This window comes from Streptomyces cavernicola (assembly GCF_029968035.1).
Classification (GTDB): domain Bacteria; phylum Actinomycetota; class Actinomycetes; order Streptomycetales; family Streptomycetaceae; genus Streptomyces; species Streptomyces cavernicola.
On sequence record NZ_JASCIQ010000007.1, the window covers coordinates 26,654 to 53,142 of the forward strand.

General features: G+C 71.4%; 22 protein-coding genes. 9 read left to right on the forward strand and 13 right to left on the reverse strand.

What is annotated here, in order from left to right:
• Window positions 1-9: 9 nt before the first annotated feature.
• Window positions 10-567, reverse strand: a complete 558-nt coding sequence (locus tag QIS96_RS08620; RefSeq protein ID WP_282541840.1) for a YceI family protein — start codon at window positions 565-567, stop codon at window positions 10-12.
• Between the two features lie 101 nt (window positions 568-668).
• On the opposite strand from QIS96_RS08620, the gene QIS96_RS08625 reads away from it, so the two are divergent.
• Window positions 669-1,523: a helix-turn-helix domain-containing protein gene (locus tag QIS96_RS08625; RefSeq protein ID WP_282541841.1), complete on the forward strand. Its 855-nt coding sequence runs from the start codon at window positions 669-671 to the stop codon at window positions 1,521-1,523.
• A gap of 37 nt (window positions 1,524-1,560) precedes the next feature.
• On the opposite strand, the gene QIS96_RS08630 is transcribed toward QIS96_RS08625, so the two are convergent.
• The 4 genes from QIS96_RS08630 to QIS96_RS08645 all read right to left on the reverse strand — a co-directional run bounded on the left by QIS96_RS08630 (window position 1,561) and on the right by QIS96_RS08645 (window position 5,562).
• Window positions 1,561-2,034 (reverse strand): protease inhibitor I42 family protein, encoded by a 474-nt coding sequence (locus QIS96_RS08630; protein WP_282541842.1) that lies wholly within the window; start codon window positions 2,032-2,034, stop codon window positions 1,561-1,563.
• Window positions 2,035-2,140: 106 nt separating this feature from the next.
• Window positions 2,141-2,890: a succinate dehydrogenase/fumarate reductase iron-sulfur subunit gene (locus tag QIS96_RS08635; protein ID WP_282541843.1), complete on the reverse strand. Its 750-nt coding sequence runs from the start codon at window positions 2,888-2,890 to the stop codon at window positions 2,141-2,143.
• Window positions 2,890-4,839 carry a fumarate reductase/succinate dehydrogenase flavoprotein subunit gene (locus QIS96_RS08640; RefSeq protein ID WP_282541996.1) on the reverse strand — a complete coding sequence of 650 codons (1,950 nt, stop codon included), beginning with the start codon at window positions 4,837-4,839 and terminating at the stop codon, window positions 2,890-2,892. The genes QIS96_RS08635 and QIS96_RS08640 overlap by 1 nt, the downstream gene beginning before the upstream one ends.
• A 9-nt stretch (window positions 4,840-4,848) precedes the next feature.
• Entirely contained in the window at window positions 4,849-5,562 is a 714-nt protein-coding gene (locus QIS96_RS08645; protein ID WP_282541844.1) for a succinate dehydrogenase, read from the reverse strand.
• Between the two features lie 96 nt (window positions 5,563-5,658).
• Between QIS96_RS08645 and QIS96_RS08650 the strand changes: the two genes are divergently transcribed.
• The gene (locus QIS96_RS08650; protein WP_282541845.1) at window positions 5,659-6,546 is read left to right on the forward strand and encodes a LysR family transcriptional regulator; all 888 of its coding nucleotides are present in this window, start codon (window positions 5,659-5,661) and stop codon (window positions 6,544-6,546) included.
• A gap of 375 nt (window positions 6,547-6,921) precedes the next feature.
• Here the strand turns inward: QIS96_RS08650 and QIS96_RS08655 are convergent, their stop codons facing one another.
• Together QIS96_RS08655 and QIS96_RS08660 are read right to left on the reverse strand one after the other, a co-directional pair.
• Window positions 6,922-9,078, reverse strand: a complete 2,157-nt coding sequence (locus QIS96_RS08655; protein WP_282541846.1) for a putative bifunctional diguanylate cyclase/phosphodiesterase — start codon at window positions 9,076-9,078, stop codon at window positions 6,922-6,924.
• Window positions 9,075-9,884, reverse strand: a complete 810-nt coding sequence (locus QIS96_RS08660; RefSeq protein WP_282541847.1) for an SAM-dependent methyltransferase — start codon at window positions 9,882-9,884, stop codon at window positions 9,075-9,077. The genes QIS96_RS08655 and QIS96_RS08660 overlap by 4 nt, the downstream gene beginning before the upstream one ends.
• A gap of 693 nt (window positions 9,885-10,577) precedes the next feature.
• Here QIS96_RS08660 and QIS96_RS08665 point away from each other — a divergent pair.
• Window positions 10,578-10,811: a hypothetical protein gene (locus QIS96_RS08665; RefSeq protein WP_282541848.1), complete on the forward strand. Its 234-nt coding sequence runs from the start codon at window positions 10,578-10,580 to the stop codon at window positions 10,809-10,811.
• A gap of 265 nt (window positions 10,812-11,076) precedes the next feature.
• A complete protein-coding gene (locus tag QIS96_RS08670) occupies window positions 11,077-11,667 on the forward strand; it encodes a hypothetical protein (RefSeq protein ID WP_282541849.1) in 591 nt (196 codons plus the stop codon).
• Window positions 11,668-12,055: 388 nt separating this feature from the next.
• On the opposite strand, the gene QIS96_RS08675 is transcribed toward QIS96_RS08670, so the two are convergent.
• The gene (locus QIS96_RS08675; RefSeq protein WP_282541850.1) at window positions 12,056-12,550 is read right to left on the reverse strand and encodes a hypothetical protein; all 495 of its coding nucleotides are present in this window, start codon (window positions 12,548-12,550) and stop codon (window positions 12,056-12,058) included.
• A gap of 335 nt (window positions 12,551-12,885) precedes the next feature.
• Here QIS96_RS08675 and QIS96_RS08680 point away from each other — a divergent pair, with 335 nt between their 5' ends.
• On the forward strand, window positions 12,886-13,548 hold the full coding sequence (locus QIS96_RS08680; RefSeq protein WP_282541851.1) for a class F sortase: 663 nt from the start codon (window positions 12,886-12,888) through the stop codon (window positions 13,546-13,548).
• A 76-nt stretch (window positions 13,549-13,624) separates the two neighbouring features.
• Here QIS96_RS08680 and QIS96_RS08685 read toward each other — a convergent pair whose 3' ends face one another.
• Window positions 13,625-14,470: a polysaccharide deacetylase family protein gene (locus tag QIS96_RS08685; protein WP_282541852.1), complete on the reverse strand. Its 846-nt coding sequence runs from the start codon at window positions 14,468-14,470 to the stop codon at window positions 13,625-13,627.
• Between the two features lie 398 nt (window positions 14,471-14,868).
• On the opposite strand from QIS96_RS08685, the gene QIS96_RS08690 reads away from it, so the two are divergent.
• Window positions 14,869-15,297: a PPOX class F420-dependent oxidoreductase gene (locus QIS96_RS08690; protein ID WP_282541853.1), complete on the forward strand. Its 429-nt coding sequence runs from the start codon at window positions 14,869-14,871 to the stop codon at window positions 15,295-15,297.
• A 17-nt stretch (window positions 15,298-15,314) separates the two neighbouring features.
• On the opposite strand, the gene lysX is transcribed toward QIS96_RS08690, so the two are convergent.
• Window positions 15,315-18,647, reverse strand: a complete 3,333-nt coding sequence (gene lysX, locus QIS96_RS08695; protein ID WP_282541854.1) for a bifunctional lysylphosphatidylglycerol synthetase/lysine--tRNA ligase LysX — start codon at window positions 18,645-18,647, stop codon at window positions 15,315-15,317.
• 97 nt (window positions 18,648-18,744) lie between these two features.
• Here lysX and QIS96_RS08700 point away from each other — a divergent pair, with 97 nt between their 5' ends.
• Window positions 18,745-19,209, forward strand: a complete 465-nt coding sequence (locus QIS96_RS08700; RefSeq protein WP_282541855.1) for a universal stress protein — start codon at window positions 18,745-18,747, stop codon at window positions 19,207-19,209.
• Window positions 19,210-19,317: 108 nt separating this feature from the next.
• Window positions 19,318-20,745, forward strand: coding sequence for an amino acid permease (locus QIS96_RS08705; RefSeq protein WP_282541856.1), 1,428 nt, complete (start codon window positions 19,318-19,320; stop codon window positions 20,743-20,745).
• Window positions 20,746-20,950: 205 nt separating this feature from the next.
• On the opposite strand, the gene QIS96_RS08710 is transcribed toward QIS96_RS08705, so the two are convergent.
• A complete protein-coding gene (locus tag QIS96_RS08710) occupies window positions 20,951-22,267 on the reverse strand; it encodes a CapA family protein (protein WP_282541857.1) in 1,317 nt (438 codons plus the stop codon).
• A gap of 497 nt (window positions 22,268-22,764) precedes the next feature.
• Here QIS96_RS08710 and QIS96_RS08715 point away from each other — a divergent pair, with 497 nt between their 5' ends.
• Complete coding sequence (locus QIS96_RS08715; RefSeq protein ID WP_282541858.1) at window positions 22,765-23,274, forward strand: hypothetical protein; 510 nt, start codon at window positions 22,765-22,767, stop codon at window positions 23,272-23,274.
• Window positions 23,275-23,352: 78 nt separating this feature from the next.
• Here QIS96_RS08715 and QIS96_RS08720 read toward each other — a convergent pair whose 3' ends face one another.
• The gene (locus QIS96_RS08720; RefSeq protein WP_282541859.1) at window positions 23,353-24,216 is read right to left on the reverse strand and encodes an Fpg/Nei family DNA glycosylase; all 864 of its coding nucleotides are present in this window, start codon (window positions 24,214-24,216) and stop codon (window positions 23,353-23,355) included.
• A 64-nt stretch (window positions 24,217-24,280) separates the two neighbouring features.
• Window positions 24,281-26,383 carry a SpoIIE family protein phosphatase gene (locus QIS96_RS08725; protein WP_282541860.1) on the reverse strand — a complete coding sequence of 701 codons (2,103 nt, stop codon included), beginning with the start codon at window positions 26,381-26,383 and terminating at the stop codon, window positions 24,281-24,283.
• Between the last annotated feature and the right edge of the window lie 106 nt (window positions 26,384-26,489).

Here is a 26,489-nt window from a genome sequence, read left to right on the forward strand (position 1 = left end):
CCCGGCCGCTCAGCCGTCCTCGGCGGGCGGCGCCACGAACTGCACGTCGAGGACGATCTTCACGACCTCGCCGAGCAGTCCGGGCGCGAAGTCGAGGCCGTAATCGCTGCGCCGCAGCTCGCCCGTGGCCTCGAAGCCGGCGTGCTTGCTGCCGTCCATCGGGACGTCCACGAGGCCGCCGAACTCCACGGCGAAGGTGATCGGCCGGGTGACGTCGCCGATGGTGACGTCGCCGACGAGCGTCCAGTCCTCGCCCGCGCCCTCGATCCGGGTGGAGCGGAACGTCATGGTGGGCCGCTCGGCGACGTCGAGGAGGTCGGAGGCGCGGACGTGCGCGTCCCGGTCGGCGTTGCCGGTGTCGATCGAGTCGAGGGCGACGGTCGCCGTGATCTCGGTGTCCGCGAGGGTCTCGCCGACGACGAGCGAGGCCTCCAGCCGGTTGAAGCGGCCGCGGACCTTGGCGATACCGAGGTGCCGGATCGTGAAGCCGACGGCGGAGTGGAACGGGTCGAAAGCCCAGGTCCCGGCGGGCAGGGGCAGTACGGGGGCAGTGGTCTGCGAAGTCATGCGGCAAGCCTGCGGCTCCGGCGGGCACGGGAGGAAGGCCGTACCGAGGCTGGTAGTGGCAGGGCCACGCTGAGCACGCGCCGCGACCGTACGATCGACGGGTGAGCGACAACGACCTGGGCGTCTACCTCCGCAGCCTCCGCGAGTCCGTGACCCCGGCCGACGTGGGCCTGCCCGCGGGGCCGCGCCGCCGCACGCCCGGCCTGCGCCGCTCCGAGCTGGCGATGCTGGCGGGGATCAGCGTCGAGTACCTGGCCCGCCTGGAGCAGGGCCGCGACCGGCACCCCTCGGCGCAGGTCCTGGCCTCGCTCTGCGACGCCCTGCAGCTGCCCCTGGAGGCGCGGGCCCGGCTGCGGAACCTGCTGAAGGCCGAGGAGGGCTCGTACATGTGCGGGGCCGCGCCGATGCCGGCCCGCGAGGTGCGGCCGACGGTGCGCGTGCTGATCGACCGCCTCGAACCCACTCCTGCGGTCGTCCTGAACCTCCTCGGCGAGGCCGTCGCGTACACGGAGGCGTACGCCCGCCTCGTCGGCCCGGTCGGCGCCCTGGACGACGACCCGCCGAGCCTGCTCCGCTACCTCTTCACGGACCCGCGTGCGCGGGCGGCCTACCCGGACTGGGACCACGTCGCGGACGAGCAAGTGGCCGCGCTGCACTACGACTTGAGCCGCTCGGACCCGTATGTCGCGGAGCTGGTCGAGGAGTTGACGATCACGGCGGGCACGGAGTTCACCGACCGCCTCGCCGGCGGCCGCCTCCCCACCCCCATGGGCATGACCCGCTTCGTCCACCCGGAGGTGGGCGAACTCCGCCTGGCCTACGAGACGTTGACCCTCCCGGAGACGGACGGCCAACACGTCCTGATCCACCTCCCCGCAGACGCGGCCACGGGCCGGGCCCTGGACCGGTTGCAGGGGCTTCGGCCTGGGGGGTTGCGGGCGGTCTCGGGGGAGTGAGCTTGCTTGTGCCGAGGGCTTGCTGGAGAGCGTGGAGTCAGCGAACGGTGATGTCGAAGACGTAGTACGCGGGCTCGCTGCCCGGCGTCGAGGTGGCGGTCGGCAGGGGCGCGCCGGAAGGCGGGGGCGTCCCGCCCTCTCCGCCGCAGTCCCCGTTGACGCAGTACAGCAACCTCACCTTCGTGCTGCCGGGCTCCACCCCGCGGAACGTGAAGTGCTGGGTGCTGCCGTCCCCGCCGTCGTTGTCCCCGCTGTCCCCGCCGTCCCGGCCCCTGCCGACGAGGCGGACGACATCGCGGTCCGGCCGCGGATCCGCCAGCGACCAGCTCTGCCCCCGAGAGACCCCGGCCGGCAACTCCAGCTCGAACTCCTCCCCCGCGTCCACTTCGATGGACCGGTCGACGGGCTCGTACGAAGCCGGCCCGAAAAGCCCGCAGCCCGTGAGGACGAGGAGAGCCGGCACCAGGCCGAGAGGGGCGAGGCGGCGGCTTGCGCGAGGCGAGGCGATCATGGGCGGTGAACCTAACAGAGAGCGATGACGGCCCCCAACTGCCGTCATCGCTCTCCTCGTTCACCGCACGCGCCGTGGCCGCTCAGCCGACGGTGCGGGCCCGGGGTCAGCCCCGGGAGACCTTCCGATTCGCCCGCAGCCACTCCTTGTTCATCGCCGCGATCGAGGGCAGCGGGATCCCCTTCGGGCAGGCCGTCGCGCATTCGCCGGTGAGGGTGCAGCCGCCGAAGCCCTCCGCGTCCATCTGGCCGACCATGTCGAGGACGCGGGTCTCGCGCTCGGGGGCGCCCTGCGGGAGGACGTTGAGGTGGTTGACCTTGGCCGATGTGAACAGCATCGCCGAACCGTTCGGGCAGGCCGCCACACACGCCCCGCAGCCGATGCACTCGGCGTGCTCGAAGGCGTAGTCGGCGTCCGGCTTCGGGACCGGGGTGGCGTGCGCCTCGGGGGCGGAACCCGTCGGGGCCGAGACGTAGCCGCCGGCCTGGATGATGCGGTCGAAGGCCGAGCGGTCCACGACCAGGTCCTTCACCACCGGGAACGCCGCCGCCCGCCACGGCTCGATGTCGATCGTGTCGCCGTCGCGGAAGGACCGCATGTGGAGCTGGCAGGTGGTGGTGCGCTCGGGCCCGTGGGCGTCGCCGTTGATCACCAACGAGCAGGCGCCGCAGATGCCTTCGCGGCAGTCGTGGTCGAAGGCGACGGGGTCCTCGCCCCGGAGGATCAGCTCCTCGTTCAGGGTGTCCAGCATCTCCAGGAAGGACATGTCGGACGAGATGCCGTCGACCTCGTACGTGGACATGGCGCCGTCGGCGTCGGCGTTGCGCTGCCGCCAGACGCGCAGGGTCAGCTTCATCAGGCGTAGCTCCGCTGTGTGGGGTGGACGTACTCGAAGACGAGGTCTTCCTTGTGGAGGGTCGGGGCCTGGCCCGTCCCCGTGAACTCCCAGGCCGCCGCGTACGAGAACTCCTCGTCGCGGCGCTCGGCCTCGCCGTCGGGGGTCTGGGACTCCTCGCGGAAGTGGCCGCCGCAGGACTCGGCGCGGTGCAGCGCGTCGAGGCACATGAGCTCGGCGAGCTCCAGGTAGTCGATGATGCGGTTGGCCTTCTCCAGGGACTGGTTGAACTCCTCGCCGACCCCGGGGACCTTGATGCGGCGCCAGAACTCGTCCCGGATCTGCGGGATGCGGTCGAGTGCCTTGCGCAGCCCCGCCTCGGTGCGGGCCATGCCGCAGAACTCCCACATGACCTCGCCGAGTTCACGGTGGAAGGAGTCGGGCGTGCGGTCGCCGTCGACGGCGAGGAGTCGGGCGATCCGGTCCTCGGTCTCCGTCAACACCTCACGGACGACGGGGTGTCGGTCGTCGACCTCGTCCTTGTGGGGGTTGCGTGCGAGGTAGTCGTTGATGGTGGAGGGGAGGACGAAGTAGCCGTCGGCGAGGCCCTGCATCAGCGCGCTGGCGCCGAGCCGGTTCGCGCCGTGGTCGGAGAAGTTGGCCTCGCCGATCGCGAACAGGCCGGGCACGGTGGTCTGCAGGTCGTAGTCGACCCACAGGCCGCCCATCGTGTAGTGCACGGCGGGGTAGATCCGCATCGGGACCGTGTACGGGTCCTCGTCGGTGATCCGTGCGTACATGTCGAAGAGGTTGCCGTACTTGGCCTCGACGGCCTTGCGGCCCATGCGCTTGATGGCGTCCGCGAAATCGAGGTAGACGCCCTGGCCGCCGGGGCCCACTCCCCTGCCCTCGTCGCAGACGTTCTTCGCGGCGCGCGATGCGATGTCGCGCGGGACGAGGTTGCCGAAGGACGGGTAGATGCGCTCCAGGTAGTAGTCGCGCTCGTCCTCGGGGATCTTGTTCGGCGGCCGGTCGTCGCCCTTGGCCTTGGGCACCCAGATACGGCCGTCGTTGCGCAGCGACTCGCTCATCAGCGTCAGCTTCGACTGGTGGTCGCCGGTGCGCGGGATGCAGGTGGGGTGGATCTGCGTGAAGCAGGGGTTGGCGAAGTACGCGCCGCGCCGGTGCGCCCGCCACACGGCCGTGGCGTTGGAGTTCATGGCGTTGGTGGAGAGATAGAAGACGTTGCCGTAGCCGCCGCTCGCGAGCACCACCGCGTCCGCGAAGTACGTCTCGATCTTGCCGGTGATCAGGTCGCGGGCGACGATGCCGCGGGCCCGCCCGTCGACGACGATGACGTCCAGCATCTCCGTACGGGGATGCAGTTCGACGTTGCCCGCTGCGACCTGCCGGGACAGCGCCTGGTACGCGCCGAGCAGCAGCTGCTGGCCCGTCTGCCCGCGGGCGTAGAAGGTCCGCGACACCTGCACGCCGCCGAAGGAGCGGGTGTCGAGCAGACCGCCGTACTCGCGGGCGAAGGGCACGCCCTGCGCGACGCACTGGTCGATGATCTCGACGGAGATCTGCGCGAGCCGGTGCACGTTGGACTCGCGGGCCCGGAAGTCGCCGCCCTTGACCGTGTCGTAGAACAACCGGTGCACGGAGTCGCCGTCGTTGCGGTAGTTCTTCGCGGCGTTGATGCCGCCCTGCGCGGCGATGGAGTGGGCGCGGCGCGGGGAGTCCTGGTAGCAGAACTGGACGACGTGGTAGCCCTGTTCGGCAAGGGTCGCGCCCGCCGAGCCGCCCGCGAGGCCGGTGCCGACGACGATCACGGTCTGCTTGCGGCGGTTGGCGGGGTTGACCAGCTTCGCCTCGAAGCGGCGGGTGTCCCAGCGCTCGGCGATCGGCCCGGTGGGCGCCTTGGCGTCGACGACCGGCTCGCCGGTGGCGTAGTCCTCGTACGAGTTCAGGGTGCTCATTCAGCTCACCACTCCGGTCATGACGGCGACGGGTACGGACACGAAGCCCACGGTCAGCAGCAGCGCGAGCCCGTTGGCGGCGGTCTTCAGGGCGCGGTCCCTGGCGGCGCTGCCCACGCCGAGGGTCTGGGCCGCGCTCCAGAAGCCGTGCCGGACGTGGAAGCCGAGGGCGACCATCGCGACGATGTAGATGACGTTGCCGTACCAGGTCGAGAAGGTCGCGACGACGTTCTGGTACGCCTCGCCGTGCACCGCGTGCTCGTTGACGGTGAGGGTCGTCAGGTCGAGCAGGTGCCAGACGATGAACAGGCCGAGGATGATGCCGCCCCAGCGCATGGTCCGGGTCGCGTAGCTCGCCCGCTTCCGCTTGTGCACGTACTTCGTCGGCCGCGCGTTGATGTCCCGCCGGCTCAGCTGGTACGCGGACACCGCGTGCGCCACGACGGCCAGGACGAGGACGATGCGGACCAGCCAGAGCGTCCACTCGTAGTGCATGAAGGGCTCGCCGACGGTGCGCAGCCAGTGCGCATAGCCGTTGAACTCGTCCGTCCCGAAGAAGATCTTGAGGTTGCCCAGCATGTGGACGACCAGGTACAGGAGCATGACGAGGCCGCTCACAGCCATCACCGTCTTCTTGCCGACGGTCGATTCCCAGAAGCCGGGTGTCTTCGACGGCCGTCGGTCCATCCGCGTTGCCCGCGTTGCCAGAGCCATGACTCAGGACGCTACGGGCCGAAGGCCCCAGAGGTCCAAGACATGGTCCCGCTGATTTCCATAGTGAATGCCTATCGACCGGTTACACTGGGCCTCATGCAGTTGCAGCAGCTCCAATACTTCGTCGCGGTGGCCGAGACCCGGCACTTCACCAGGGCCGCGGAGCAGGTGCACGTGGCGCAGCCCTCGCTCTCCCAGCAGATCCGGTCCCTGGAACGGGAGTTGGGCGCGGAGCTGTTCAGCCGGGCACGCGGCAACATCACGCTCACGGACGCCGGCGAGACCCTCCTCCCGCTCGCCCGGCGGATCCTCGCGGACGCGGACACGGCCCGGCAGGAGGTGCAGGAGCTGGGCCGCCTGGAGCGCGGCCGGGTCCGGCTCGGCGCGACGCCGTCGCTCTGCACGGGGCTGCTCCCGGACGTGCTGCGCACCTTCCACGACCGCTATCCCGGCATCCGCCTGCTCATCGAGGAGGGCGGCTCCCACGATCTCGTACGCGAACTCGCCCGCGGCGCGCTCGACTTGGCCCTGGTCGTCCTGCCGCTCCCGTCGCCCTCCCCTGCCCTCACCACCCTTGAGCTGCTGCGCGAGGACCTGGTGGTGGTCTCCTCACCGGAGGCTCCGGCGCCGGGGGTGCGCGGGCGTTCGGTGCGCGTCGCCGACCTGCAGCGCGAGCGCCTCGTGATGTTCCGGCACGGCTACGACCTGCGGGAACTCACGGTCGCCGCATGCCGGGCGGCGGGGTTCGAGCCGGACTTCGCGGTGGAGGGCGGCGAGATGGACGCGGTCCTCGGGTTTGTGCGGGCGGGGCTGGGGGTGGCGGTGGTCCCGCGCATGGTCGCGGCCCGCGCGGGGCGGGGGTTGCGGGTCACACCCCTGACCCGCCCCGGCCTCCACCGCACGATCGCCCTCGCCCACCGCAGCGACGTGGCTCCGCCTCGGGCGGCACGGGAGTTGCAACGGATGCTCATGGAAGCCCCCTAAGGGGCGCGGGGAACTGCGCAAGGGCTAGGCGCAGCCAGCCCTTCCAGGGGCGCGGGGAACTGCGCGAGCAACCCCCACCCAGCCGCAGCGGCCTGCACACCGAAACCCAGCACTACGTGCCCCGATCAGGGGCGCGGGGAACTGCGCGAGCAACCCCCCACCGGCGTGCAGCCCAGGCACAACGGAAGGGCACCCGGCACCGGGGCGCTGTACCCACCCGTTCCGCCCTGCGGAACGCCTGCCCACAGCGTGGAGCGTGGGGAGGGGAAGGAGAGCCGGGAAGGAGCCCCCAACGCGCCGGAGTCGCAAAGGGAAGCAGGGCGCACCCGCAGCCGGAAGGCAAAGGGGAGGCAGGGGGCTTCGCCCCCTGGTAGGTCAACCCGTCGCGTCGACCAACGCCAGCGCGTGCAGCCGGTCCGGCGGCCCCGGCCGGGCGTAGTACCACCCCTGAGCCGTATCGCACCCCAGCTCCCGCAACTGCTCCGCCTGCGCCCCCGTCTCGACCCCCTCGACGGTGACCGACAGGTCGAGACTGTGGGCGAGGGAGACGACTCCCTCCACGATCTTCAGGTCCACCGGATCCACCGGATACCGCTGCATGCCCTGCGTGAACGACCGGTCCAGCTTCAGCACGCTCACCGGCAGCCGCCGCAGGTTCGCCAGGTTCGAGTACCCCGTACCGAAGTCGTCGAGGGCGATGTCCACCCCCATCTCGGCGAGCCGCCGCAACGGCTTCAACAAGTCGTCGTCGGCGCCGATCAGCGCGGACTCCGTGACCTCCAGGCACAGCGCGCCCGGTTCGAGCCCGACCCGCTCCAGGATCTCGACGGTGTCGGAGACCAGGTGCGGGTGGTGCAGCTGTACCGGGGACAGGTTGACGTTGATCCGCAGCGGCCCGGCGTCCGCGTGCCGCTGCTTCCAGTCGCGGGCCTGGCGTACCGCCTCCTCCAGGACCCACCGCCCGAGCGGAACGATCAGGCCGGTGTGCTCGGCGAGCGGGATGAACCGGTCCGGGCCGAGCACCCCGTGCTGCGGATGCGTCCAGCGCACCAGCGCCTCGGCGCCGCTCACCGACCCGTCCGCGAGGTGGACGAGCGGCTGGTACTCGATGAAGAACTCGCCGCGCGCGAGCGCCGCAGGCAGGGCGGTGGTCAGTCCGTGGCGCGTGATCGTACGGGCGTCGACCTCCGGGTCGGCCAGTTCGAAGCGGTTGCCGCCCGCGGACTTGGCCCGGTACATCGTGATGTCGGCGCTGCGCAGCACCTCGGCGGGGCTGCGCTCGCCCGCCGGGCCCTCGACTATGCCGATGGAGCCGCGCACGGTGATCTCGCGGCCCTCGATGCGTACGGGGATCGCGAGCATGGACAGGATGCGTCCCGCCAGCTCGTCCACCTCCCGCTCGGTGTCCGTGCCCGTCGTGAGCGCCACGAACTCGTCGCCGCCGAGTCGCGCCACCATCTCGCCGGGCGCGGTCGCGCAGGACTGCAGCCGGTCGGCGACCTCGACGAGCAGCCGGTCGCCGGCGGCGTGGCCGAGGCTGTCGTTGATGGCCTTGAAGCCGTCGAGGTCGAGGTAGCAGAGGCCGTAGCGCATGCCGTCGCCCGCGGACAGGGCCTTTTCGAGGCGTTCGAAGAACAGGGTGCGGTTGGGCAGTCCGGTGAGCGCGTCGTGCGTCGCCTCGTACCGCAGGCGCAGGTTGAGGAGGCGCCGCTCGGTGGTGTCCTCCATCAGCGCCAGCTGGTACTGCGGGCGGCCCTCGGCGTCGCGGAGCAGGGAGACGGTGAGGTTGGTCCACAGGACGGTGCCGTCGTGGCGGTAGAACGGCTTCTCTACGCGGTACTCCTCGCGCTCGCCGCGGACCAGCTCCTCGTAGAGCCGCCAGACCTGCGGGGCGTCGTCGGGGTGGGTCCAGTCGCCGATGTTGCGGCCGCGGATCTGGTGGTCGAGACCGCCGCCGAACATCCGGGTGAGGGTGTCGTTGACCTGGAGGATGGTGCCGTCGAGGTCGGCGATGCCGATGCCGATCGCGGCGCCCTCGAACACGGCGCGGAAGCGGGCCTCGCTGGCGTGCAGGGCGGCGGCGACCGCGTGCCGGGCGTCGAGCGCGGCCCGCGAGATGGCCTCCTGCTCGGCGAGGGTGCGTTCCTTGAGGGCCTGCGCGAAGCCGGCGGCGACGGCGTGCTGGAGGCGGGAGCAGCGCGATCGGAGCTGGTCCTTGCCGCGCTGTTCGTCCTGCTGGCCGCAGTACAGGACGAGGTACGCGTCGACCACGTCGAGGGTGCGGCTGAGCGCCTCCGGGTCCGTGCAGTGCGTGCCGACGAGGGCGGCGCCGACGGCCTGGCCCTCGGTCGCGTCGAAGGCGTGGGCGGCGAGCGCGTCCCGCAACCGGCGGGCCAGCGGCACCAGTTGCTGTTCGAGCTCGGCCCGGCTGAGCGAGGTGGCCGTGGCGGGGAAGACCGCACGGCTCCAGATCGTGGCGAATCTGCGCAGTCTTCCCTCGGGCCCGTCCGGCGCCGCGCTCTGCTCGGTCACGCGGTGCGCCCCACGCCCGCGTACCCGGAGAACGTGAAGGGGTCCTCCTGCTCCGGGGGCGTCTCGGGCCGCCAGTGCGGCATCTGCACGAGCCCTGGCTCGACCATCTCGTACCCCTCGAAGAAGCGCGCGATCTCTTCGCGCGTGCGCATGACCAGCGGGTTGCGGGTCTTTTCGTAGACACCGACGGTTCCGGCGGCTTCCTCGCGTGCCGGGACGCCGTCGTACGAGGCGTGGGTGACGACGAGGAGGCTGCCGGGCGCGAGCCGGTCGCGCAGCTCGGCGACGGCGGCGTACGGGTCGTCCGCGTCCCCGACGAAGTGCAGGACCGCCACGAGGAGCAGGGCCACCGGCTGCTCCAGGTCCAACATGCCCTTCACCTCGGGGCTGTTGAGGATCTCCTGCGGGCTGCGCAGATCGGCCGCGAGGACCGTCGCCCCCTCGTTTCCTTCGAGTACGGCCCTGCTGTGCTCGACCGCCACCGGGTCGTGGTCGACGTACACGACCTTTGCCCGTGGATTTGCCGCCTGCACCACTGCGTGAACGTTTCCGAACGTGGGAATGCCGGAGCCGATATCGAGGAACTGAGTGATTCCCGATTCGACCGCAAATCGCAGAGCTCGCCTCATGAACGCCCGATTCGCCTGCATGATCTTGGGAAGTCCAGGCATGAACTCCATGGCCTTGCGGGCCGCTTCGCGATCCACCTCGAAATTGTGCGATCCGCCCAGGTAGAAGTCATACATACGGGACACGCTGGGCTTCGAGATGTCGATGCCCGGCGGGGCCCAGGCGGGTCGATCCATCGTGTCTCCAAGGCGTAGGCGAGCCGGTGTTCGAGCCGAGGCTACTGATCGCTCGCCAACGGGTCGAGCAGAACCGGAAATTACTCATCCGTTCTCGGTCACACCCTGCAGCGAGTGCACCTGCAGCTGCACGTGCACTTGGCCGATTGCAGATGCACACGACTGCAGCGCCGCTCCGCCCAACTCGGAGCCGGGGCTTGCCGATCGGGACTCACCGAGGATCGGCGCCCGCACTCCGCTCGCTCCGCGTGACCGCCAACCCCATCCCAATTTCGGGCCTTTTACGGACTGTTGTCCACCTCATGGAGGCACGGACCCGCCACGCGCGGTCACTTCGCCGCCCTGTCGAGCCGCACTGTCGAGCCGCTCGGCCGGTGCACCTCACCAAGCACCGCCCGCGGCACCGGAGTTACCTCCGCCCCGGCCGGTTGTCGCTCGCGCCGCCGGGACCTCTCCCCGCGCCACGGCGGCACAACTACCCGATGAGTAGGCCAAGTTGCCCGACCGCCGCCGCGACCGCCGACAGACCGAGGATGCGGCCCGTACGACCCCGACCGTCGCCGCTTTGACTCGTTCTCGCTGACACATCTCCGGACGGACAGGGGCAAGCCGGTCGACGGTCGGCCGCCGGACATCTGGCCTGGCAACCCGCTTCGAGCTGCGCAGGCCCCACCCCTGGCGCACTCTGAGGGCATGCCCTGGCAAGCGCCGATCGTCGTGCATCCGTTCCTCGCGAGGGACGGACGGCCGGTCAGCGTGCGCGGCCGCCACCTCGGCACCGCGCACAGCGACCGCGAACTGATCGAGCTGCTGCTCGGCGCGGGCCTGGACGAGGCGGACGCGGCGCTCGGCGACCCGCACCTGGTGGAGTGGCGCGGCGCGGCCCCGCACGAGTGGGCCCCGCCGCCCACCGACCGCGACGCCTGAGCGCCCGAGCAGGCCTCGGAGTCCGCACTCGACATCCGTACGCGACATCCGTACGCGGCGTCCGTACGCGGCGTCCGTACGCGACGTTCGTGCGGCGAAACCTTCTCCCCCGCCGTTCCCCTGTGTGGCCCACGTCCATGCCCCATTCGCCCGACACGAATCGCGACCACCGGAGGGCATACCTAGCGTTTCGGGCATCGAGGTGCTTCACCGGTTGCAGCGGAAGAGGTCCGCACCCGCTCCTCGGGGACCGTAAGGATTGCTCATGCGCGCGATATCCCTCGCATCCGCGGCCGTCGTCACGGCGGGCGCCCTGGCCCTGACCGCTCCGGCCGCCCATGCGACGGTCGCCGGGGACAAGGACAACAACATCACGTCGTTCGGCTTCAGCGTGACGCCTTCGACGGTCGCCGCCGGCGGCAAGGTCACCTTGAAGGTGGACGGCTGCGACGCGGACGCGCACGCCACGTCGGGCGTCTTCGACAAGGTCACGATCCGCAAGGGCCGGACGGCCACCGCCGCCGTCGACTGGGACGCCAAGCCGGGCGCCATGTACACCGTCACGTTCGAGTGCAAGGGCGAGACGGGCACCACGGATCTGACCATCTCCACCGGCGGGGGCCAGCACACCGGCGGCCAGCACACCGGCGGCCAGCACACCGGCGGCATGAACACGGGCGGCATGGACACGGGCGGCCGGCAACACAACACCCAACGGGGTGTGAAGGCCGGCATCGGCGGCGCCTTCAGCGACCTCGACTTCAGCGAACTCGCCCTGGGCGCCGCCCTGATCGCGGGCGCGCTCGGCTCCGCGTACTACTGGGCGCGACGCCGTCCGAACGAGGACGGCGCCTGAGCGCGGGGCCCGGACGTCTCCCATGTCCACTCTCACGTCCACGGACGCGACCACGGGGCCCGACGGGGCCGTGACGCCGGCCGGAACAGCGGTTCCGGACCCGGCCGCCACGGCCCCTGCACCCGTGCCCGCACCCGCACCCGCACCCGCACCCGCACTGCTCATATCCGCACCTGTACGCGGGCTCCGACTGCCGTACGCGCACGGGGCCCGGCTGCCGTACGTGCACCAGACCCGACTGCCGTACCCGTACCCGTGCTCGCGCAAGCCGCGACCGCCGCACCCGTACAAGCCCCAACTGCCCGACCGCGGACAGCACTTCGCCCCGGGATCCGCACCGGTCCCGGGACGAAGTGCCGTCGTGTGCGCCCGTGGGCGCGCGGGTGGGTCAGGCCCGGCCGCCCCTGGCCTCGCCGCGGCGGCGCAGCCAGAAGACACCGCCGCCGACGGCCGCTGCGGCCACCAGGGAGCCGCCGATGGCGACGTCGGTCGGCGTCGCGCCGACGCTGGAGCTGCCGCCGAGGCCGCCGCCGGCGCCTCCATGGATGACGGTGAGGGCGGCCTCCCGGGTCACGCTGCCGGCGCTGCCGCAGGTGGCGGTCACGCTGTGGGAGCCGATGTGGGCGTCGTGCTTGATCCGCACGTTGGCGGTGGCGACGCCGCCGCTGGTGTGCAGCCGGGTGCTGGGGAAAGCCGTCGAGGAGACGCGGCCGCCGTTGTTGCACTCATGGGCGTTGACAGTCACCGTGACCGAGCCACCGCGGTGGGTGGTGCTCGGCGAGACGGAGATGGTGCTTCCGTCCCAGGCACTCGCGGCAGGCGCTGCGAGTCCGATGAACGCACCAGCTGCGGCCGTGACCGCCAGGGCACGAGAAGTACGCATGAGAACCTCCGCGGGAGAGCGCCCCGAGGAACCGTCCCCGGGCAGGATTGGCGAGATCGCCCTCCCAGACCGACCCTCAGGTGCCGTGCACAAGCCCGCATTTCGGAGCTGGTCCGTCCTGGTGAGGCGACACGCCGGAGAAGGGTCCCGCAAAGAGAAGTAGGCGCAGGTCACAGGCCGTCAGAAATTCCCTGGAACAGGAAACTCAGATGGCGCACGGACCGTTCGGCCGCCACCCGTTCGCCTCCGCTCTGTCGCCCCTTTTCCATCCGGCCCTTAGCGTTCTGCCATGCACAATGGACGCGGCAGGCTGTCGCGTTGAGAGGGGATAGCTCATGCCTTCGTCCCAGTCCGCCGCCGAAGAGGAGCCGCAGCGGAAGCGCGCCCCGTGGGGAGTGATAGCGCTTGTGCTGCTGACCGGACTCGCCTTGATAAGGAATGGTTCCGGCGAGTTCGCCGTAGGGCCGCCGCAGCCGGCTTCGGCGGCGGCGACCGACAACCGGACGCACGGCCAGACCCGGGCCGAGGGTCCGAACCCGCTGCCGTTCTCGTTCGCCGAACGGGTCAGGATCCCGGCGATCCAGGTGGACGCCCCGATCCAGCCGGTCGGCCTGGACGCGCAGGGCTGGATCGACGCACCGCCGCCCGCGGACCCGAACCTGGCGGGCTGGTTCAACGGAGCCGTGTCGCCGGGCGAGAAGGGCACCTCCGTGATCGTCGGCCACGTCGACAACAACGCGGGCCCCGCGGTCTTCTACGGCCTCGGCTCACTCGCCAAGGGAAACCACATCGAGATTCAGCGCAAGGACGGCATCACCGCTGTATTCGAGGTGTACGGGATCGAGGTATTCAACAAGGAGAACATCCCGGCCCCCAAGGTGTACGGCGACAAAGGCGGAGCCGAACTCCGGGTCATCACCTGCGGCGGCGGATTCACGAAGGAAAGGGGCTACGACGGAAATGTCGTGGCGTTCGCCAGACTCGTGAAGACGACCTGACTGCAAAGAACCACGACACAACTGCCGGGCGGGCTCGAATGATTCGAGCCCGCCCGGCAGTTGTTTCCCTTCGCTCTTATGCGAATGTGCGGCTCGGCACCCCGATCCGATATCCCTCGTCGATAAGGCGTGGCAGATAGGTGCGCAGCGCCTTCACGGTCTGGGAGCGGTTGCCGCCCGCGTCGTGCGAGAGCACCACGACGCCGGGGCCCGCGCCCTTCAGGACGCGCCGGACGATGCTGCCGGTGCCCGGCTCCTGCCAGTCGAGGGTGTCGACGGTCCAGGCGAGCGGCTCCATGCCGAGCTCGGCGCCGATCTCGAACGCCGAGCGGTTCCAGGCCCCGTACGGCGCACGGAACCACAGGGGCGGCTGCCCCACGGCGTCCAGGACGGCGCCGCTGGTCCGCTCGATCTCGTCCCGGATGCCGGTGCGCCGCATCAGGGTCAACTGGGGGTGCGTGAAGGTGTGGTTGCCGATGGTGTGGCCCTCGTCGATCATCCTGCGCAGCAGGTCGGGGTTGGACTTGGCCATCTCGCCGCAGACGAAGAACATCGCGCGGACGTCGTGCTTGCGCAGCGTGTCGAGGACGCGCGGGGTGTAGAGCGGGTCCGGACCGTCGTCGAAGGTGAGGACCATGTCACGGCCGTGGTTGTCCATCCGCAGAATCGGCTTGCTGCGCACGGGGGTTCGGCGCACGGCGGCTCGCTGCGGCCCATAGCCCGTCATGGGCTGCAGCCGGTACGCGGAAGGCTTCTGGGGGCGGGCCGCCTGGGGGCCCGCGGCGGGGCCCGGCGAGTTGGACGGGCGGGCGGGGGCGCCGGAGCGCTCGGTGCCGACGCAGCCGGCGGTGGCCGCGAGGGCGAACAGGGCGGCACCGCGCAGGAGTACGCGACGCCCCGGAAGCAGTTCATCCGTTTTCATGACTTATGCGTCGCACGACCGAACCCGCCCGCCGCCCATCAACACGGCCCCCGGAAGGAAAGCACCTGATGAGACCGGCCCAGGGTGCGGGCGCCCGCTCCACGAGGTAGGAAGGATGCGCCCCCTGCGCATCCCGCAGGGCCTGCCGACCGGTGCGCATCGGGGCCAACTCGCCTGCGCAACGGCCTAGTTCGGCATGCGTCGCGCTGCACCGATGGAGTCGGCCCTGCGCCGGTCCTGAACCGGCGTTCGGTACGGGACAGGGTCTGGCGTTCGGTCAAGCCCTGTTGAAGCGCGTGCAGTTGGCGTCCAGGGGGGCGGTGACCCCCTTCGACTTCGCCGCTCGCCCTCCGCGTACCGTGATCACCGCGTACGTCAGCACACGAAAGAGGAGAGCAATGGCCCAGCTCACGCAGGATGTCCGGGATCGAATCGCCGGGACCGGGATCTGGTTCGTGGCGTCCACCAACCCGGACGGGTCGCCGCACGTGAGCCCGATGTGGGTCGACCTGGACGGTGACCACCTCTGGTTCAACACCTCGGTCGGGCGGGTCAAGGAGCGCAACCTCCGCAACGACCCGCGCATCTGCCTCTCCAACGCGGACACGGCCAACCCCTTCGACCGGGTGCAGCTGCACGGCCGCGTCGCCCGGTTCGTGGAGGGCGAGCAGGCCAAGCAGGACATGGACCGGCTCGCGCACAAGTACATGGGCACGCCCTACGAGTGGCTGCTGCCCGACGAGCAGCGCATCACCGTCGTCGTCGAGCTGGAGCGGGTGCGGCGGATCGTGGGCGTGGAGCCGTTCGGCCCGCCCCCGCAGGCCTGACGCGCCTCACCAGCGTCTCACCGGCGTCTGACCAGCGGGAACGGCAGTGTCTCGCGGATGGTGAGGCCGGTGAGGAACATGACGAGGCGGTCGACGCCGATGCCGAGGCCGCCGGTCGGGGGCATCGCGTACTCCAGGGCGTCGAGGAAGTCCTCGTCGAGCTCCATCGCCTCCGGGTCGCCGCCCGCCGCGAGCAGGGACTGCGCGGTGAGGCGGCGGCGCTGCTCCACGGGGTCCGTCAACTCCGAGTAGGCGGTGCCGAGTTCGGTGCCGAACGCGACCAGGTCCCAGCGTTCCGCGAGCCGCGGGTCGGTGCGATGCTGGCGGGTCAGCGGGGACACGTCGGTGGGGAAGTCCTTGTAGAACGTGGGGAGTTGGGTTTTCTCCTCCACCAGGCGCTCGTACATCTCCAGGACCACGTCGCCCCGGCCGTCCTCCGGGGTGTACGGGACGCCGGCGCGGTCGCAGAGCCGGAGCAACTCGGGCAGTTCGGTGTCGGCGGTGACCTCCTCGCCGAGGGCCTCGGAGAGCGCGCCGTAGACGGTCTTGACCGGCCACTTCCCGGAGATGTCGTGCTCGGTCAACTTCCCTTCCGCGTCCGGCTTGTGGGCCACCTCGCGGCCGAAGGCGGCGCGGGCGGCGGCCTGGATGAGCTCGCGGGTGAGGTCGAGCATCACGTCGTAGTCGGCGAAGGCCTGGTAGGCCTCCAGCATCGTGAACTCGGGGTTGTGCTTGTACGAGACGCCCTCGTTGCGGAAGGTGCGGCCCAGCTCGAAGACCTTCTCCAGGCCGCCCACGCACAGCCGCTTCAGATACAGCTCGGGTGCGATGCGCAGGTAGAGGTCCAGGTCGTAGGCGTTGATGTGCGTGGTGAACGGGCGGGCGTTGGCGCCGCCGTGGATCTGCTGCAGCATCGGCGTCTCGACCTCGAGGTAGCCGCGCTCCAACAGGCCCTGGCGCAGGGCCTGTACGGCGGTGGAGCGGCGTCGCACGACATCGCGGGCATCCGGGTCGGCGACCAGGTCGACGTAGCGGCGGCGCACCTTCGCCTCCGGGTCGGTGAGGCCGCGGCGCTTGTCGGGCAGCGGGCGCAGGCATTTGCCGGTGAGCTGCCAGCCGGTGACGAAGACGGACAGCTCGCCCTTGTCGGAGACGCCGACCTCGCCGGTCGCGGTGATGTGGTCGCCGATGTCGGTGCGCGAGGTGAACTCCCGTAGCGCTTCGGGGTGTTCGCGGGTGAACGCCAGCTGCAGATCCCCCGACCAGTCCCGAAGTACCGCGAAGGCGACGCCGCCCAGGTCCCGTACGAGCATGACCCGGCCCGCGACCGTGACCTGTTCCCCGGTGCGGGCGCCCGGGGGCAGTGCGGGGTGGGCGGCGCGGATCTCGGCGAGGGTGTGGCTGCGAGGCGCGATGCCGACCGGGTACGGGTCGACCCCGGCGTCCTGGAGGCGGCGCAGCTTGCGGTGCCGGACGCGGACCTGCTCGGGCAGCCCGTCCACGGGGTCCGCCGGGCCCGACTCCCGTGCGTGCAGGCCGAGTTGGTCGATGGGCGGCAGGCCCTCGGTGGTGGACGGCTGCACGAGCGCCGACGAGCGGTGGCCCTTGCCCCACAGCTTGCGCATGCTCGGCACGGAGACGAAGCCCTCGGCGATGCCGGAGGCGAGCGAGACGCGGGGGAGGGAGCCGGCGTCCCCGTAGCAGATGAACCTCGGGTACCACTCGGGGTCGTACTTGGCGTTGGAGCGGTAGAGGGCCTCCAGCTGCCACCACTTGGAGAAGAAGAGCAGCAGCCTGCGCCAGAGCCGCAGCACCGGACCCGCGCCGATCCGCGACCCCTCCTCGAACACGGAGCGGAACACGGCGAAGTTCAGCGAGACCCTGCGTACGCCCAACTTGCCCACGACGGCGCAGAGTTCGGCGACCATGAACTCCATCACCCCGTTGGGAGCCGTGCGGTCGCGGCGCATCAGGTCGAGCGAGATGCCGTCCCGGCCCCACGGCACGAACGAGAGCAGGGCGAGCAGCCGGCCGTTCGCGTCCAGGCACTCCACGAGCAGGCAGTCGCCGTCCTGCGGGTCGCCGAGCCGGTCCAGGGCCATGGAGAAGCCGCGTTCCGTCTCCGTGTCGCGCCAGGCGTCGGCCTTGTCGATGACCTCCTCCATCTCCGCGTCGGAGAGGGTGGAGTGGCGGCGGACCCGGCAGCTCGCGCCGGTGCGCCTGACCCGGTTCACGGCCTGCCGGGTGACGCGCATGTCGCGCCCGTCCAGGTCGAACTTCGCGACGTGCAGGATCGCCTCGTCGCCGAGCTGCAGCGCGCCGAGCCCGTGCCGTGCGTAGGCCCTGGCGCCCTCCTCGGACGCGCCCATCACGGCCGGCGCCCACGCGTACCTGCGCGCGATGCCCAGCCACTGCTCCACCGCCTGGTCCCAGGCCCCCGCGTCCCCCACCGGATCGCCGCTGGCCAGACACACCCCGGCCTCGACGCGGTAGGTGACGGCGGCCTTCCCGCTCGGCGAGAACACCACCGCCTTGTCGCGCCGGGTCGCGAAATAGCCGAGCGAGTCCTGCTCCCCGTACGCGCCGAGCAGGGCGCGGATGCGGGGCTCCTCGTCGCCGTGCAGGGCCGCGTCCATGCGCTGCGAGCGGAACAGCACGTACACCGCGTAGAGCAGCGACAGCGCGCCGAACAGGCCGAGCAGGAAGTGCACGGGGCGCGGCGGCGCGCCGTCGAAGGTGCCGGGCGGCACGACGCCGCCGCAGACCCGGGTCACCGCCCACAGCAGCCGCTGCCCGCGCACCAGGCTGCCGGGGACCAGCTCGACCAGACCCCAGCCGACCAGCGACGAGACCGCGAGGCCGACGACGAGCACGCCGAGGGCCCGCAGGAACGCTCCGCGCCGGGCGTCCGCGTAGAACTCCCGGTGCGCGAGGACGAGCAGGAGCAGCGCGAGTCCGCAGACGATCGCCGAGGGCAGCGCGTCGCCGACGTCACCGACGGCGATCTGCAGCCCGTCCAGAATGATCAGGATCGACAGGTACGCGACCACGAGCCGCCAGGCGATCGTCTTGCGCGAGGCGCAGGCCGCGGCAAGGAGGAACAGGAACACCGCGTAGGCGAGGTTGGCGCTGACCGGCACCGTCGCCGCGTCCAGGGCCCGCGACACGGGGCGCAGAAGGCGTCGCAGCGGGGCGATCACGGCGATCAGCACGCAGTACGCGCCGAGCAGTCCGAAGAACGTCGCGAACCCGTCGGGCACCCGACTCAGGAACCCGGCGCCGCGTGGGCCCCGCCGCCGCGCCGCCGCGTCGGCTATCGCGGGCCCGGACTCCTGCACGCTGGCGCTCATGGTCCCGACTCTAAGAACGCGGCCGCCGCGCCGCCCGTCGAACGTCCGCCAAGGGGTGGCCGCCGCGGACTTGGGCCCAGGGGCTAGCCTCTCGGGCGTGACGGAACACCAGTCTCACGCGTTCGAGCGGGGTACGGACGGCCCCAAGGTGATCGTCGTCGGCATCGACGGCTCCGACTCGTCGCTGCGCGCGGCCGCCTACGCCGCGGGGCTCGCCCGGCGGCAGCGGGCGCTGCTCGCGATGGTCTACGTGCAGCCGGTGATGGCCGCGGGCGCCGCGCTCGGGGCGCCGGTGGCGAGCACCACCGACGAGGTCGCCGAGTCCCTGATCCAGGAGATCCGGGAGGCCGCCGAGCGGGTGCGGCACATATACGACCACCTGCGCTGGGAGTTCCACACCTTCCGCGGCGACCCGTACAACGGGCTCGTCGAGGCGGCCGAGAGCCTGACCGCGGACGCCGTCGTCGTCGGCGCGTCCGAGCAGGCAGGACACCGTTTCGTCGGCTCGGTGGCGGTCCGCCTGGTGAAGGCGGGACGCTGGCCCGTCACAGTGGTGCCGTAGCTCCAACGCACCCCTGCGCTGCTCCCCGTCTTCCGTCGGGGGCGCTTCTCGGCCATCATGATCGCCCATCACCCATCACCCACTGGCGTCCACTTCGAGGTGAGGCTCATGGCCGGGCTACGTATGGGACAGGGCGTTCTGCGCCGGAAACCGATCGATCTGATCGAGGAGGGCGCCCCCAGCGAACAGCTGACGAGGACGCTCGGCCTCTGGCAGCTCACCGCGATCGGCGTCGGCGGCATCATCGGGGCCGGCATCTTCAGCCTCGCCGGCGCCGTCGCCAACGGCACCGCGGGCCCCGCGGTCCTCGTCTCCTTCCTGATCGCCGGCGTCGCGAGCGCCGCCGCGGCGTTCTCGTACGCCGAGTTCGCGGGCATGATCCCGAAGGCGGGCTCCGCCTACACGTACGGGTACGCGGTGCTCGGCGAGCTCGCCGGCTGGTTCATCGGCTGGGACCTGCTCCTGGAGTACACGGCGATCGTGGCGGTGGTCGCCATCGGCATCTCCGGCTACTTCGGCTTCCTCGTCGAGTCGTTGGGCGCCGAGCTGCCGGCCTGGATGCTGGGCGCTCCGGGCACCGGCGACGGGCACCGGATCGACCTGTTCGCGGTGGTCCTCTGCCTGTTCATCGCGTACCTGCTGACCCTCGGCATCAAGAACGCGGCCCGCTTCGAGACCGTCGTGGTGATCCTCAAGGTGCTCGTGGTGCTCGTGGTGATCGCCGTGGGCTTCTTCCACATCGACACGGCCAACTACAACCCGTTCTTCCCGTACGGGGTGGGCGGCGCGTTCACGGGCGCGGCGACGGTGTTCTTCGCGGTGTTCGGGTACGACGCGATGTCCACGGCGGCCGAGGAGTCCAAGGACTCGCAGCGCCACATGCCGAAGGCGATCGTCTACTCGCTCGCGATCTCGATGGTCCTGTACGTCCTCGCCTGCCTGGTCCTGACCGGCATGCAGAACTACAAGGAGGTCGACAAGGAGAGCGGGTTCTCCACGGCCTTCGAGTCGGTGGGCCTCGGCGGGCTCGCGAACATGATCGCGATCGGCGCGATCATCGGCATCCTCACCGTGATGTTCACGTTCATGCTGGGCGTGACCCGCGTCTGGTTCTCGATGAGCCGTGACGGGCTGCTGCCGCACTGGTTCGCCAAGACGCATCCGACCCGGCATGTGCCGACGCGGGTCACGTGGATCGTGGGCGTGCTCTCGGCGGCGATCGCCGGGTTCATGCCGATCGGCGAGGCGGCCGAACTCACCAATATCGGGATCCTGTTGGCGTTCGTCGTGGTGTGCGTCGCGGTGATCGTGCTGCGCTATCGGCGGCCTGAGCTGCCGCGGTCCTTCAAGTGCCCGGGGATGCCGGTGGTGCCGGCGATCGGCGTGGTGTTCTCGCTGTGGCTGATCACGTTCCTGCAGTGGCAGACGTGGGCGCGGTTCGCGGTGTGGTTCCTGGTGGGGTTGATCGTGTACTTCGGGTACTCGTACCGGAGGTCGAACCTGGCGCGGGAGGGCGAGCCCACGGCCAAGCCCTGACCTCTCCCCTCCCCGCCCCTTCCCGAAAGTCCTGCGGACGGCTTCGGGGGCCAGCCCCCGGACCCCCGCTCCTCAAACGCCGGAGGGGCTGGAAGTGCCCCGATAGGGGCGCGGGGAACTGCGCGACCAGTCACGACGGCGCGGCAGCCGAAAGACACCGCCGGAGGCTTTCGGGAAGGGGCGGGACGGGGAGCAAAAAAGTGCGCTACTTCGCTGCCACAAGGCCCTGCTTGGCCGCGCCGCGGCTGAGGACCACGCGGTGGACCCGGTCGCGCACCTCCTCGTACTCGCCCCGCTTCGCCGCCTCGTCGAGGAGGACGGAGCGCCCCGCGTCCGTGTCGAAGAAGAGCGGGACGAACTCGGCGCGGCTCACCTCCCAGCGCCCGCCGGGCTTCTTCGGCGGTACGAAGGTGAAGCGGCCGATGGTGCTCTGGTTGCCGCGGTCGTCCTCGGCGCCGTCGTGGTTGATCATCGCCCCGGCGACATGGTCGCCCATGCCGTACACCACCCACGTCCCGTTGACCTTCTCGTACGCCTGCGGGACGTGTGCGTGGGTGCCGATGATCAGGTCGATGTCGGGGCGGCCGCCGGTCCGGGACGCGGTCAACTCCTTTGCCAGGCGCAGCTGTTCGGCGTCGGGCTCGTCCTGCCACTCGGTGCCCCAGTGCGGGGAGAACACCACGACGTCGGCGCCGGCCTTGCGTGCCGCGCGTGCCTGCGCGATCACCTTGTCCTTGTCGAGCATGTTCACGGCCCAGGGCCTGCCCTCGGGCAGCGGATAGCCGTTGGTGCCGTAAGTGGCGGCGATGTGGGCGACCTTGGCGCCGCCGACGCTCAGCAGCGTCGGGGTCCGCGCCTCCTTCTCCGTACGCGCGGAACCGGCGTGCTTCACGCCCGCCTTGTCCAGGGCGCCGAGGGTGCGGTCGATGCCGTCGGCGCCGGCGTCCAGGGTGTGGTTGGAGGCCGTGGAGCAGCCGTCGTAGCCGGTGTCGGCGAGGGCGCGGGCGATCTCGGGCGGGGACTTGAAGGCGGGGTAGCCGCTGTAGTCGCCGTCCGCGCCGTAGACGGTCTCCATGTGGCAGAGGGCCAGGTCGGCCTTGGAGACGACGGGTTCGACGCCGCCGAGGATCTTGCTGAAGTCGTAGCCGTCACCGCCCGCGTCGGCGGCGGCCTGCCGGATGATCGAGTCGTGCGGGAGGACGTCGCCGCTCGCGGCGAGCGTGAACCCGCGCTGCCGCGCCGCTCCCCCGGCGGCGGACGCTCCGGTCCTCGGCCCGGCGGACTTCGGCCCCGCGGACTTCGAAGCGCTGGTCTTCGGGCTGCCCGGCCTCGGGGACGCCGGCTTCGCGGCGCCGGGCTCCGTGGGCGGGGTGTGTTCTTCGGCGGTGCAGGCGGTGGCTCCGAGCAGGAGGGCCGCGAGGGCGGCCGCTCCGTGACGGGTGCGCCTGGTGCGCGCGTGCTGGGCGTGGTGGACGTGCTGGGCGTGCTGGGCGTGCTGGGCGTGCTGGGCGTGCTGGGGCATCGGGGGTGGCTCCGTGGTTCGGGGGCGCGACCCCTCGAATCCACATTCGTTACATATGTGACTCAAGCCGCAATACCGACATACGCCCGCACGGACCTCCAAGTCCCCTCAGCTGCGCGGCATCTGGCGGTGCGTCAGCGAAGCGCGTGCGCGGACCGCGCGGCGTCCACGCGCGGCCACCCGCCTGTCGTAGACGAAGCGGTCCGGGTGCGCCGGCGGCCCGGCGGCCCGGTACCGTGTGGTGCCGGGCGCGCGGACCCGCGTGCACGGCAGCGAGCCGACCACCGCGTGACCCCACCGAGGGCCCCAGGACCAGCGGCGAAACCGGCGGCCCGGTCAAGCCTCCGTAAAACACCTTGCTCGCCGCCCCGTCGGGTAATCGGCTGGCCCCATCCGCACCGCGGTGCGAGGGGACCTGCCCGCGCGGGGACCTGCCCGCGCACGGTCCGGAGACACCGTCCGGAGACACCGGAGGAGAGCTGAGGAAGGCGATCAGGATGCCGCACAGAAGCACCAACGGCGCCGACGGCCGTGGCGAGTTGACCGTGCCGATGGCCTGGCTCTACGCCGAGTACATCGCCGACGAACTGCTGCGCACCGGCGACCTGATGCCGCCCACGTCCTTCGAGTACCGGGCGGGCCGGGACGCTCTCGCGCTGACGATCTTCCTCTCCGACGTGGAGCGCGAGCTCTCCCGTATCCGCGTCGTCTCGCAGCTGGACACCTGGCTCTCGCTGACCGCGTACGACCGGGCCTGGGAGGACTGGGTCGCCGAACGCATGGCCGCTCTCGCGGCCGAGGCCCGCGCGTCCGGCGGCGCGGACGCCGACCTCGACCTGGCCAGGGCCGCCTGGCGCTGGCTGGAGGAGACCGAGCTGCTCGCACCCGACCTGGACGCGGCGCTCCTGGAGGGCGCCGCACGGGACGAGGAGGAGGGGCCGCAGGTGTGGACGCCGGCCTGGCAACTCGGCTTACCCCTGGGGCACTTGGCGATCCATCTGTTCTGACCGCCGCCCCGTCCCCCGGTGTCCCCTCGGCCCCCAGGCCCCCCTCGGCTCCCCTCGGCCCCTTCAGGTCACTTCAGGTCACTTCAGGAAGCGCGACGTCCTGCGGTCCGCGAGCGGCTTGCCGCCGGTCTGGCAGGTCGGGCAGTACTGCAGCGACGAGTCGCTGAACGACACCTCGCGGATCGTGTCCCCGCACACCGGGCAGGGCTCCCCCGTCCGGCCGTGGACGCGGAGCCCGCTCTTCTTCTCGGCCTTCAGCCGCCCCGCGGCCACCCCGTGCGAGCGCTCCACCGCCTCGCCGAGGGTCGCGCGCAGCGCCTCGTAGAGCCCGGTGAGCTCCTCGTCGGTGAGACTCCCGGCCGGTTTGTACGGGGACATCCGGGCGGCGTGCAGGATCTCGTCGCTGTAGGCGTTGCCGATGCCCGCGATCAGGCTCTGGTCGCGCAACGCGCCCTTGATCCGGCGGCGTTCACCCACGAGGAGCGCGCCGAGCGCCGCCCGGTCGAAGCCGGGGGCGAGCGGGTCGGGGCCGAGGCGGGCGATGCCGGGGACGTCGGCCGGGTCGGCGACGACGTACACGGCGAGGCGCTTCTGGGTGCCCGCCTCGGTGAGGTCGAAGCCCGAGCCGTCCTCCAGGGCGACGCGCAGCGCGAGCGGGCCCTTGCCGGGGCGGGGCGCGCCGTCCGGCAGCCGGTCCTTCCACTGCAGCCAGCCCGCGCGGGCGAGATGGGTCACCAGGTGCGGGCCGTCGGCCGTCGCCAGGTCGAGGAACTTGCCGTGCCGGGCGACCCCGGTGACCTCCCTGCCCTCGACGGCGGTCAGCGGCGGGTCGTACGTCTTGAGGACGCTGATCGCGACGGGCAGGACCCGCACGATCGCGCGGCCCACGAGGTGCTCGTCCAGGAAGTCCCGCAGGGCCTCCACCTCGGGCAGTTCCGGCATGCTCCTCCCTCACCTCCGCCATACGGTCGGGCCCGGGTCAAGCCCCCCGGGGGGGGCCGGGCCGTCAGTCTCGCGCGGGCACGATGAACTCGCACCAGACGCACTTTCCGCTCCCTCGCGGCTCCACGCCCCACACGTCGGCGAGCCGGTCGACGAGGAGCAGTCCGCGCCCGGACACCCCGTCGTCCCCGGCCTCCCGGCGGCGCGGCAGGGCGCTGGAGGTGTCCTCGACCTCGACGCGCAGCCGCCGGTCCACGCCGGACAGGACCCGGAGGGTGACGACGGCGGCCCCGTCGGTGTGCATCAGGGCGTTGGTGATCATCTCGTCGGCGACGAGTTCGATCTCGTCGGCCCGCTCCCCCGCGCCCCAGGCGCGGACCGCGGCGCGGATCATGTGGCGGGCGCCGACCAGCGCGTCCGGGTCGTTCGGGGCGACATGCTCCTTGAGGCGGCCGCCGGAGCGGGGCGCGTCGCTGAGGCGGCGGCGCAGGAGCAGCAGCGCCACGTCGTCGGCGCCGTCCCGGTCCTCGACCGCCTCGCACAGCCGGTCGGCCAGCTCGCCGAGGTCGAGGGGGCCCGCCCAGATCTGCCGGGTGAGGCGCTGCATGCCGTCGTCGAGGTCGGCGCCCGGCTCCTCGACGAGGCCGTCGGTGCACAGCAACAGCGTGTGGCCCGGGTCGAGTTCGACCGTGGTGACCGGGTACTCGATGCGGCCGAACTCCGCGGACAGGCCGAGCGGGAGCCCGCCCTCGACGGGCACGCGCCGGCAGGTCCCGTCGATGCGGCGGATCAGCGGGTCGATGTGTCCGGCGCGGACGAACTGCACGACGCCGGTGGTCAGGTCGACCTGTGCGTACAGGCAGGTGGCGAAGCGGTCGGTGTCCAGCTCGTGCAGGAACACCGAGGCGCGGGCCATCACCGTCGCCGGGGTGTGCCCCTCGGCGGCGTACGCGCGCAGCACGATCCGCAGCTGGCCCATGACGGACGCGGCGTGCGTGTCATGGCCCTGCACGTCACCGATGACCGCGCCGACCAGGCCGCCGGGCAGCGGGATCAGGTCGTACCAGTCGCCGCCGATGTCCCGGCCGAGCTTCGCGGACCGGTAGCGCACCGCGAGGTCGACGCCCGGCACGGCGGGGATGGAACGCGGCAGCATCGCCTGCTGCAGGCCCTGGGCGAGGTCCTTGTCCTGCTCGTACAGCATGGCGCGGGCCAGGTTCTGGGCGATGCCGCTGCCGAGGGCGACGAGCAGGTTGCGGTCCTCGGCGGTGAAGCCGATCTTGTCGCGGTAGAGCAGGCCGAGCGCGCCGATCGGGCGGGCCTGCGCGATCAGCGGCAGGTAGACCGCCGAGGTGACCTGCAGATGCGAGATGTGCGGCCAGAGGATCGGGTACGACTCGGCGAAGTGCTCGCGGCTCTCGATGAAGAGCGGGCTGAGCGTGCGCACCACCTCGCTCATCGGGTACGGCTCGTCGATGCGGGTGAAGCGGGTGCCGGGCACGAACGCGCCGGGCGTGCCCTCGGCGACCAGGTGGATGCGGCCGCCCTCGACCAGGCCCATGACGAGGCTGGCGGCGCCCAGGTGGGCGAGGCCCTCGCTGTCCTGGAGCACGTCGATGACGTCCTCGACGGTACGGGCGTACGACAGGGCCGCGGTGGCGCCCTCGACCACGCTGGTCAGGCGGCGCGTCTCGGCGTCCCTGAGCATCTGGACGCGGGTGTCGCTGAGCTCCTGCGTGGCGTCCCTGACGACGCCGATGATGCGGCGCGGGCGGCCGGACTCGTCGCGCCGGATGTAGCCCTGGGTGTGCGTCCAGAGCAGGCTGCCGTCGGAGCGGCGGATGCGGAAGTAGGTGCCGTAGTTCTCGTCGCCGCTCTTCAGGGCCTGCGAGACGATCGCGTCGAGCCGCTGCCCCTCGCCGGGCGGGACGCGGCTCGCGAGGCTCTCGGGGCGGCCGTCGTACTCGCCGGGGCGGACGTCGAAGACCTCGTGGGCCCGCGCGTCCATGTGCATCAGGCCGGTGTCGAGGTCCCAGTCGAAGGTGCCGAGGTGGTTGAGGGCGAGGATGCCGTCGGGGCGGGCAGGCCAGTCGAGGGGCGGCGACAGGGCGTCGCCTCCGCGGTCGGCCTGCCGGTCGTCCCCGGGATCGGCACCCTGATCGACCATGGGGTCACCTTTTCACCAGTTCGAGCATTTTTCGATATTTACGGTGTAGGCCCGGTTCCGTCGACTCGGGCCCCGCCGATCGCCCTGCGGGCTCGTCCTCAAACGC